Source organism: Bacillus sp. NMCC4 (assembly GCF_002998555.1).
GTDB lineage: Bacteria > Bacillota > Bacilli > Bacillales > Bacillaceae > Bacillus.
The window spans coordinates 210,915-222,525 of record NZ_PVRA01000005.1 but is presented as its reverse complement, the minus strand read 5'-3'; the positions used below and the strand labels follow the sequence as shown (position 1 = coordinate 222,525).

Here is an 11,611-nt window from a genome sequence, read left to right as displayed (position 1 = left end):
AAACAAATGGCTAAGCAAATCAAGTGTGTTGTCTGGGATTTAGATCATACATTATGGGATGGAATTTTACTTGAATCAGATGAAGTGATGTTAAAGCCTTCGATGAAGGAAGTGCTAACAGAATTAGATGAGCGCGGTATCCTTCTTTCTATTGCAAGCCGGAATGATGAAGCAGCCGTGAGGGAAAAGCTCTCCGCCTTTGGGATCGAGCATTTCTTTCTCTATCCAGAGATTCATTGGAATGCCAAATCTAGTTCTTTAGAGAGAATCAGCGAGCGCCTAAATATTCATAAAGATACCATTCTCTTTATTGATGATCAGCCATTTGAACGAGAGGAAGTGAAGGCTGTTCATCCAGAGATTACGTGCTGGGATGCAGTGGATTATATGTCATTACTCACTGATGATCGGCTGCGTCCAGTCTTTATCACAGAAGATGCCAGACGACGCAGAAGAATGTATTTAGAAGCGGACCAAAGGCAGCAGGAAGAAGAGAAATATGAAGGGCCGCCTGAGAAATTCTTGGCGTCTTTACATATGAAATTCGTGATTTCAGAAGCAGGAGAACAAGACCTCCAGCGAGCTGAAGAACTGACCGTCCGTACCAATCAATTAAATGCGAGCGGGAAAACCTATGATTATGAAGAACTTGATTTCTTCCGTCAATCAGATTCTCACTTGCTGCTTGTCTGTGAACTTGAAGATAAATTCGGTTCCTATGGAAAAATTGGACTCTCATTAATAGAAGAAACAGGCGACACCTGGCATGTCAAACTGCTGCTTATGTCTTGCCGCGTCATGTCTCGTGGTGTCGGGACCATTTTACTCACAACGATTTTGCAAGAAGCGAAAAAGCGAGGAAAGCGGCTTGTGGCTGACTTTAAACAAACCGACCGAAACCGCATGATGTATATCACATACAAGTTTGCGAATTTCAAAGAAATCGAGAAGGGGGAGGATGGCTATATCTTGTTTGAAAATGATTTAAGCATGATTCAGCCTTTCCCAGAATACGTAGATGTCAATATTGAATTAAATCAGAAAGATCCAGCCAAACAATAAAAAAGCGAAAAGCGAGGAGATTAAATCATGAACCTACACGAACAAGTAAGAGCCTATATCGAGCAAAACCTAGTGGTATTTGATGAGGAAATTGAGCTTGGAAGTGATGATCATATTTTTGAACAAGGCTTTGTCAATTCTCTATTTGCGATGAAACTAGTGAACTATATCGAACATGATTTTCACTTCCAATTAGATAACGAAGACCTCGACATTGCTCATTTTAGTACGGTCAATCGCATTGTCGCCTTAATTGAGAGAAAACAACAGGGGGCCGCTCTTCATGAAAACAGCTGAACAAACGATCGATGCCATTGAAGAAATACGACAGTATTGCAATGAACATATCCGTCCGTTTGCCAATGAATTCGATGAGACGGAACATTTACCAGAGTCGCTCATTCGAGATATGGCGAAAAGAGGCTACTTGGCAGCAGGTATCCCGTCTTCCTATCAAGGGCTGGGGCTTGATCCAATAGCATATGGACAGTTCACGGAACAAGTGGGAAAAGCTTGCTGTAATGTACGGACATTATTGACAGTGAATTCACTTGTAGGAGAAGCCATTCTTCGTTATGGAACAGAAGACCAAAAACAAGGCTGGCTTGTTGAATTAGCTAAAGGAGAAAAAATCGGTGCCTTTGCTTTGTCAGAGCCGAATATTGGTTCAGATGCCAATCATGTTGAAACAAGCTATCAAAAAGAAGGACAATCCTATGTATTAAATGGGAAGAAAAAGTGGATTTCCTTTGGAGCGATTGCAGATTTCTTTATTGTGATTGCAAGAGACGGTGAACAAGTCACGGCATTCCTTGTCGATCGAGATCAGCCGGGTGTAGAGATTGAGAGAATTACAGGAATGATGGCCAATCGAGCATCATATTTAGCGGAAATCACTCTAGATCATGTCCAGGTGCATGAAGACTGTGTCTTAGGACCTGTTGGGGGTGGATTTAACCACGTGGTGTCACTCGCATTAGATCATGGAAGATACAGTGTCGCTTGGGCAGGGCTTGCCATCGCACAAGAAGCCGTTGATTCTCTTGTCACGTATTCACGTAAAAGAACACAGTTTAATGAAAAATTGTACAAGCATCAAATGATCAAAGGCATGATCGGAGATGCGGTTACCCAACTCCATGCAGCGAGAGCCTTATGCCTAAAGGCTGGAGAAATGAGAGAAGCGAATCACCCTGATGCGATCACAGAAACATCCATTGCAAAATATTTCACCTCTAAAATCGCCGTTGACATTACAAATACAAATGTCCAAATCCATGGCGGAAGTGGATTTAGCCGGGAAAACTCAGCTTCAAGACTATATCGTGAAGCGAAGGTGCTTGAAATTATTGAAGGAACTTCGCAAATTCAGCAGCAGGTTATTGCTAACTATGGTTTACGCCATTATTTCGTGAAACATTCTTAGAGAGAAAGGAGATGATCCCATGGCTTTACAGCCGCAGAAGCTGGATAAACAGAACATTGAAAATATGTTAGGTATCACTACGATCCAAGAGGGACTGCTGTTTCATCATTTAATGGAACCGAACGGAACGGCTTATTTTGAACAACTGCTGATCGAAATAGACGGACCGATAGATCGAGACATTTTTGAACAATCATGGACGAATGTCACCAAACAGCATGAAATGCTTAGAACATTGTTCAGATGGCAGGAACTCGCAAGACCAGTACAAATTGTGCTGAAGCAGCACCAGCCAGACATTCGATATCGTGATTTGACACAAGCTAAGGAGCCTCTTCATGTGCTGAAAGAGGAGGTGACGGCACAGAACCGAGAAGAACGCTTTGATCTGCAGGAAGTCCCATTTCGCCTGACGTTATGTGAAGTGAATGATGAAGTCAGCTGGGTTCTCATTAGCTTCCATCACATTTTATTGGACGGATGGAGCCTTGGGATTGTATTAAGCGATTGGATGAGTGCATATGAGCGCTTATCGAATGGGGACAAACCTCTTCTTGAACAAAGACCGTCCTACCAATCATTTGTCAAATGGCAGCAGAAAAGCCTTCAACAGACAGAAGCACAAGCCGCCTATTGGAAAAATGTTTTCAATGGCTGGAGTTATGCAGAACTGCTTCCGAAGTCAAGCGGCGCATATGAAAATTCAGAAGTTTTTCATCAATATGAACATCAAGTGGATACTTCCATTGCGGAGAGCCTGAGCAAATTCACGAATCAATATGACGTGACGCTCGCATCTGTGATGTATACGCTGTGGGGAGTTTTGCTATCTAAGTATGCCAACCAAGATGATATTGTCTTTGGGACAACAGTATCAGGGAGAAATGCGGATGTTCCACATATTGAAAAGATGACAGGGCTGTTCATTAATACATTGCCGCTGCGGGTCTCATTCGAACAAGAGCGGCCGATTCTTGAACAGATGCAGGAAGTGAGTCGTGAGATAGCTGTAAGAAATGAATATGAACATACACCGCTATCTGATTTAAAGAAATATGCAGGAATGACGGCAGAGCAATCGTTATTTGATTCAATCGTCGTCATTGAAAACTATCCACTAGATCAAATGCTCACGAAAAACGATCAGCCTATTCGTATTCGTGGATTTGAGATGACTGAGCAGACAGAATTCGATCTCACGCTTAGTGTCCAGGCGTTTGATGATCAGCTGCACTTTTCATTGGTGTATAACCCCGTCAGCTTTTCAGCTGAACAAATCGAAAAGTGGTGTCAGCATTTTCTTCATCTCCTGTCTGATGCCTGTGCTCATCCGCACAAATCTGCTGCTCAGCTACAGCTGCTATCAGAAGAAGAGAAAGAAAAGCAATTAGCGGTCTTCCGGCAGTATGGCGGGGCAACATCTAGCAATGAACCAACGGTGATTGACCTTTTTGAAGCACAAGTGGAACGAACGCCAGCGGCAGCCGCAGTTGAGTTTGGCGATACGACGGTTACATATGAACAACTCAATAAGAGAGTGAACCAGCTCGCACATTATTTACAAAACAAAGGAGTCAAACAGGAGCAGCGTGTCGGCATTTTAGCAGAGCATTCCATTGAAATGGTGATAGCATGCTTAGCGATCTTAAAAGCTGGCGGTGCATACGTGCCGATTGATCCTGAATACCCGCAGGAACGAATAGAATATCTATTAGAAGACAGCGGAGTAGAATGGCTCTTAACTCATCCAATTAAAGGGCTCACCTATGCCTATCATGGAGAAAAAATTGATATCACACAGCCGGATCTATACACCGGACCATCAGACAACTTGGCAGAAGCCATCACCTCAGACCAAACAGCCTACTGCATTTATACATCAGGTACGACCGGAAGACCTAAAGGTGTACTCATTCATCATCTTGGCTTAGCCAACTACATTGATTGGGCGAAGCAAGTATATGTTCGAGGAGAAACAAGGCATTTTGCTTTGTATACTTCACTGTCCTTTGACCTGACGGTTACTTCTATTTTCACGCCGCTCATTTCAGGAAATACCATCATGATTTACCACCATGAAAACCGGCAGCTGCTTGTCGAAGACATCATAAAAGATAATCGCGTACATGTGATGAAACTGACACCATCTCATTTACAGTTTATTAAGCATTTGTCTTTCCCAGACAGCCAAATGAAATGTTTCATTTTAGGCGGAGAACAGCTGGAAACATCTCTAGCGAAATCCATTCAGCAGTCCTTCCCGCAGCCAATTGAAATTGTGAATGAATATGGACCAACTGAAACGGTGGTTGGCTGCATGATTCATCGATATGACCAGGATTTTGATCAAGACGTGTATGTACCGATTGGAAAGCCTGCACAGCATACAGATATTCTTCTTTTTGACAGACATATGAATCTCATGCCGGAAGGAACCGTCGGTGAATTATATATTGGCGGGAAAGGTGTCGCAAAAGGGTATTTGAATCGACCGGAACTCACCGAAGAAAGGTTTGTCGATCACCCTTTCCAGCCAGGTGAAAAAATTTATAAAACAGGTGATGCAGCCCGCATTCTGCCTAATGGGCTCATTCAATTTTTAGGTCGAAATGATGATCAAGTGAAGCTGAGAGGCTATCGTATTGAAACAGGTGAAATTGAATTTTGGCTGAATGAACAGCCAGGTATGAAAGCAGCAGCTGTTGTTGTAAAGCCAGATGCTTCTGGTACACCATGTTTGGCCGCATATGTTGTCACGACAGCCAGACTTGATCAAGCTGCAATGAAACAAGCGTTGGCTGATCAGCTGCCGGATTATATGATCCCAACTCACTTTGTTCAATTGGATGATATGCCCCTGACTGCCAATGGCAAACTAGATAAACGGGCATTACCTGCTTTGAAACAGGCGCAGCAAACGAATAAGCAGGCGGGCGCTGCCCATCTTTCTGATACTGAGAAAGTCATTCAAGACATCTGGAAAAAAGTCCTCGGCTTAGATGAGGTAAGTGTTCATGACAAATTCTTTGACATTGGCGGGCATTCACTCAACTTAATCCACGTCAATCAACAGCTCGCTAAGCAATTGAATCAAAGCATTCCAATGGTCGAAATGTTCCGCCGTCCAACGATTAGAGAGCTTGCCGCATATTTAAGCGGCGATTCAGAGCAGGTAGCGGCAGGCACGCAGCCTGTGAAACAAAAGACAAGAAAAGCCAATGAGCCGATTGCCATTATTGGAATGGCTGGTAAATTCCCTGGTGCGAAAAATGTTGAGGCATTTTGGCGAAATTTGAAGAATGGAGAAGAATCAATTTCCTTCTTTTCCGATGAAGAACTGCTTGAAGCTGGTATTGACCGTCAGACCTTCGAACGATCCGATTATGTGAGGGCAAAAGGTGTAATTGATGGACCTGATTTATTTGACGCATCCTTCTTCGGCTATTCGCCAGGTCAGGCAGAAATGATGGATCCTCAAATACGCCTCCTGCATGAGTACGCATATAAGGCGCTGGAAGATGCGGGGTATGTGCAGGAAGATTATACGGGTAAAGTTGGGTTGTTTACTGGGTCCACATCGAATTTTCAATGGATTCAGCGTTTTGCAGCTTCCCTTGATAGCAGTATGTCAGAGCTGTTTGAAGTGGGTTCACTCAATGATACGTACACCGTAAGTACAAGAATTGCCCATAAATTGAATTTGAAAGGACCGGCGCTCACGCTGCAAACCGCTTGTTCGACTTCTTTGGTCGCTTTGCATTTGGCCTGTCAATCCATTGCAAATGGTGATTCAGATGTAGCACTTGCGGGAGGTGTGTCGATCCTGCACCCAGTGAAATCAGGCTACGTTTATCAGCAGAACATGGTGAAATCAAGCGATGGCCATTGCCGCGCCTTTGATGATCAAGCAGATGGAACGGTTGGCGGAGATGGTGTTGGTCTTGTTGCTTTAAAAGCACTGAGTGAAGCCATAGAAGATGGTGACCATATTTATGCGGTCATTAAGGGCTCTGCTATTAACAATGATGGTGATCAAAAGGTTGGTTTCAATGCTCCAAGCGTTGAAGGACAGACACGTGTCATTCAGGATGCCTTACATCAAGCAGATGTTTCACCAGATACGATTGAATATGTAGAAACACATGGAACTGGAACATCACTTGGTGATCCGATTGAAATAGAGGCGCTCACAAAGGCTTTCGACACAGAGAAAAAACAATTTTGCCGTATTGGGTCTGTCAAAACCAATATTGGACATTTGGATGCAGCGGCAGGAGCAGCTGGCTTGATCAAAGCTGTGCTTTCGCTTCAGCATCACACATTTGTACCTAGTCTTCACTTCAAAAAAGCCAATGAAAACATTGCATTTGAGCATAGCCCTTTCTTTGTAAACACTGAGCTGACTGACTGGAAGCAGCCAGCTTCACATTTGCGGCGGGCTGGGGTGAGCTCATTTGGAATGGGTGGAACCAATGCACATGTCATATTAGAAGAAGCACCACAAAGAGATCGTCAGCAAATGCCTCGTTCTGCTGAGCTGCTTGTTCTTTCAGCAAAGAGCAAAACGAGCTTGGAACGAATGAAAGACAAACTCGTAAACCAAATAGAAAACACGCCTTCTATCAATTTGGCAGACGCAGCTTATACTCTGCAAACAGGAAGACAGTTCTTTGGTTTCCGTCAGGCATTTGTTGCGGCAAGCAGAGAAGATGCTTTGCGAGTATTAACAGAAAAGCAAGGCAAGGGCATTGGAAAGCTCATGCATTCGCATGTGGAGCAACAAAAGATTATTTTTATGTTTTCTGGACAAGGCAATCAATATCTCAATATGGGATTAGATTTGTACCGGGAAGAGCCTTACTTTAAGAAGCAAATGGATGCTTGTTTTCAAGCATATGAAGAAGCAACGGGGCGAAGTCTTGCCCGTATTCTTTACCCATTAGCGGCTGAAACAGAAAAGGCGCGTGAAAAATTAGCAAGTACTCAATATGCACAGCCGGCCATTTTTGCCATTGAATATGCCTTATCCATGCTCTTCATTGAATGGGGCATTCGTCCTGATGCAATGATCGGCTATAGCTTTGGCGAATTAACGGCGGCCGCTATATCAGGGCTATTCAGCTTAAAGGACGCAATGTCCATGGTCGCCTATCGTGCGAATGCGATGCAATCGTCACCAGCTGGCGTCATGATGAGTGTTCCATTACCTGAGGCAGAGCTAAAACCGATGCTTCCAAAAAATATTTCTCTCGCGGTTGTCAATGATTCATCATGTATCGTGTCAGGTCTAGAAGAGGCGATAAGTGAATTTGAACAAGAGCTGAAAAGCAACAGATTGATGTGTATGCGGTTAGGTGGAACCATTGCTGCCCACTCACATGTCATGAAGGAGGCAGCGGAGCAATTCGGAGAAAAATTAAAGCATATGAAAGCCAAAACACTTCGTATTCCATTTATTTCGAATTTGTCAGGAGATTGGATGACAGATACGAGTGCGAAAGATATGTCTTATTGGAAAAGGCATATGACCGATACAGTTCGCTTTGCTGAAGGCATCACAAATATTTTACAAGAGGACAATATTCAATTAATTGAGATTGGACCAGGACAAGATTTAAGCGTGATGGTCAACAGGTCATTGAACGGCCTGAATCAGCATGTATGTCATGTGTTAAGACATGCAAAACAAGATGTGACGGATACTGAATTTTTACTTGGGCAGATCGGACGTCTATGGACAAACGGATTATCTATTGATTGGGACAGGTTCCATCTAAACCGTCAGCCGCGGAAAATGCCGCTGCCAACGTATGCGTTTGATCAAACCTCCTATTGGTATGATGCAGCAGATCGTGTGAAACAAGAAAAACCAAAGCAGTCTGGACGAAAGCAGCAAATGGATGAATGGTTCTATACCCCTCATTGGGAAGCGGATCTTTTACCTTGCATGCCATCAGAAGATACATCTGGCGGAGCCTTGCTTTTGTTTGCAGAGCCATCTGCTTTCGGAGAGAAGATTGCGGCTGAGCTCCTGACGAAACGGAACGAGTTCGTAGTGGTTCGTAAAGGAAATGAATTTACGAAGCATGACGAAAAAAGCTATACCATTCGGTCACATGAGCCATCTGATTATGAAAGGCTCATATCAAATCTGGCAGATGACGAAATGAACGTGTCAGAAGTTTGTCATCTATGGGGGCTTTCAGAACGACAGCCATCTCACACGGAAGAAGAATGGGTGAAGCAAACGCAGCAAGATGCTTATTACTCCTTGCTTTATATCGGCCAGGCATTGAAAAAATATGTTTTGGACCAAAAGGTATCGATTACCGTTCTTTCCTCATTGACATATGCCGTTGGCGGTGAACCTGTACTTTATCCTGAAAAAGCGATCCATCTAGGACCTGCCATGGTTATATCACAAGAAACACCGAACTTCCGTTACCGCATTCTTGATATTGATCGCCCGGTGGAAAATGGGGTTCAAGAAAAGCGATTGCTGAAGCAAATAAGCGATGAGCTAGATCGAGCGTATGGACAGCTTCTCACGGTCTATCGACGAAATAAGCGATATGTGAAAAAGTATGCGAAAGGTTCAGTTCCCGAAACAGGACATGCTCATTTGGCTAAAAAAGATGGTGTATACATTTTAATTGGCGGACTTGGGTTTATTGGATTGAATATCGCCCAGACTTTGGCTGAGCAAACGAAGGGAACCTTAATCTTAACGAGCAGGTCTGGACTCCCTGATAGAAGCAAGTGGCAAGAATGGCTGTCTACGCATGATGATCAGGATCCAACAAAGAAAAAAATACAAAAGGTAATGGCACTGGAAGAGACAGGCGCAGACGTTCTCATTCAGAAAGTAGACGTTCGTCACAAGGAAGATATCCAGCAATTGATCAACACAGTGGATGCGTCATATGGACAGATCGACGGTGTGATCTATGCAGCTGGAGTGACAGGCGACCAATCTTTCCAGGTGATGGAGCAAACAGATGTCACATTTTCAGAGCCGCATTTTGAAGCGAAGATGAATGGTGTGCTTCATCTTGATGCCGCCTTAGGTGATCGATCCCTTGATTTCTGTTTTGTACTGTCATCTTTGTCACCGATCTTGGGCGGACTCGGTTTTACAGCCTATACAGCTGTGAATCATTTCATCGATGCGTACGTGTATGAACGCAATCTGCGTTCAGAAACACAGTGGTCTGTCATTAGCTTTGACGGCTGGGAATTCGAGCAGGGGAAGCAGCTCGATCTTCCAATCGGAGATGATGTCACCGAAACGTTAATTACAGAAAAAGAAGGAAGAATGATCTTTGAACGATTGCTTTCACTGGATCAAGTGGAACAAATGGTTATTTCGACAACATCTTTACATGATCGTATTCACAGATATGTAGACCGTTTATCCCGTGAGGAAGAGAGCGGCGAAGAGCATGTACAAGATGGAAACTTGTATTCTCGGCCAGCGCTTTCAACGAATTATGCGGCACCTGAAACAGAGCTGGAGAAGGAATTAAGTCAACATTGGCAAGCATTCTTTAAGATTGATGAAATTGGCATAGATGATCATTTCTTTGAAATGGGTGGAGATTCTCTTAAGGCGATTACCTTCATTGGCATCATTCATCGTGCATTTAGTGTAGAGCTGACACTGCCACAATTTTTCCAAATACCTACGATACGATTAATGGCAGCATATATCGACCAAGCAGATACTGCTGCTTATCATGCGATTGAAAAAGCCGAAGTGAAGGAGCATTATCCTCTGTCGTCTGCGCAAAAACGGTTGTATCTCATGCAGCAAATGGATGTAAACAGCACAGGATACAACGAGTTTAAAGCGGGACGAATCAAAGGAAAACTCGATATCAGCAGGTTGGAATGGGCATTTCAGCAGCTCATTAAGAGACACGAAAGTTTGCGGACAGCGTTTGTACTAGAGAATGGCGTCCCTTATCAAAAGATTGAAGAAGAGGTACCATTTGCAGTCACATTGTTTGACCTCACAAAGGGATCGACACAAGGATCTGAGGAAGATCAAAAACAAGTGATTGAACAATTTTTGACTGCCTTTACGTTAAGTGAGGCTCCATTGATGAGAGTCGGTGTGATGAAGCTGGCAGAAGAGGAATTCGTGCTCATGCTGGACATGCACCACATTATCTCAGACGGTCTTTCTCAAGATATTTTGGTCAACGACTTTATGCAGTTATATGACGGCAGGACGCTTGAGCCTCTCGCTCTGCAATATAAAGATTTTTCAGAATGGCAAAATGACATGCTTGCGTCTGAAGCACTGAAAGAATCGAGTGATTACTGGAAAAACCGGTTAGAGGGTGCCCCGCTACTTGATCTGCCAACAGATTTCGATCGGCCAGAGGTGAGACAATTCCGCGGCGGACATTATACATTCCGTATAGAAGAAGCGGAGCTGAACGCGTTTAAGCAAATGATTTTAAAAGAAGACGCCACTCTGTTTATGGGTCTGTTAAGTGTGTATCAGATTTTGCTTCATAAATTAAGCGGACAATCAGATATCACGGTCGGGGTTCCGGTAGCAGGCAGAAAACAAGAGGAGCTGCAGCAAGTCATCGGTATCTTTGTCAATATGCTGCCACTTCGTTTATATCCTAAAGCAGAGCTGACGTACCAGCAATTCCTTCAGGATGTGAAGGCACATGTCATCGGCGATTTCGGACATCAAGAATATCAATATGAACAAATGGTTCAAGACCTCCAGTTAAGCCGGAGTGTCAGCCGGAATCTATTGTTTGATGCTGTGTTCGCTTTGCAAAATATGAATCAGCCAGAACTGAAGGTAGGCGGTTTAACCTTTAGTGATTATCCGTATGAGACAGGAACGTCGCGCTTTGATTTACTCTGGATTGCGTATGAGCAGGAAGACGGTCTTTCTTCAACGATTGAATATAATACTGAGCTATTCAGTGAGGAAACCATTCAGCGGATTGCAGGCTTGCTGAAAGACATCATGCGGGCTGTTTCAGCAGATGCGATGAGAATAGAAGAGATCGAACTGACTTCTTCATTCAAGCAATTAGACGACGTATCTCTTTTCGAATTAGATGACTTAAAAATATAAGTAAAGAGGTGAAT

General features: G+C 43.6%; 4 protein-coding genes. All 4 read left to right on the top strand.

The genetic code is table 11. From position 1 onward, the window contains the following. Positions 1-6: 6 nt before the first annotated feature. The 4 genes from C6Y02_RS12610 to C6Y02_RS12595 are packed head-to-tail and all read left to right on the top strand — an operon-like array spanning position 7 to position 11,597. Positions 7-1,062, top strand: a complete 1,056-nt coding sequence (locus tag C6Y02_RS12610; protein ID WP_034664698.1) for an HAD-IIIC family phosphatase — start codon at positions 7-9, stop codon at positions 1,060-1,062. Between the two features lie 27 nt (positions 1,063-1,089). Then, entirely contained in the window at positions 1,090-1,359 is a 270-nt protein-coding gene (locus C6Y02_RS12605) for an acyl carrier protein (protein WP_106031387.1), read from the top strand. Continuing rightward, on the top strand, positions 1,346-2,488 hold the full coding sequence (locus C6Y02_RS12600) for an acyl-CoA dehydrogenase family protein (RefSeq protein ID WP_060595704.1): 1,143 nt from the start codon (positions 1,346-1,348) through the stop codon (positions 2,486-2,488). The genes C6Y02_RS12605 and C6Y02_RS12600 overlap by 14 nt, the downstream gene beginning before the upstream one ends. 19 nt (positions 2,489-2,507) lie before the next feature. Further along, positions 2,508-11,597: a hybrid non-ribosomal peptide synthetase/type I polyketide synthase gene (locus C6Y02_RS12595; RefSeq protein WP_106031386.1), complete on the top strand. Its 9,090-nt coding sequence runs from the start codon at positions 2,508-2,510 to the stop codon at positions 11,595-11,597. The last annotated feature ends 14 nt before the right edge of the window (positions 11,598-11,611 follow it).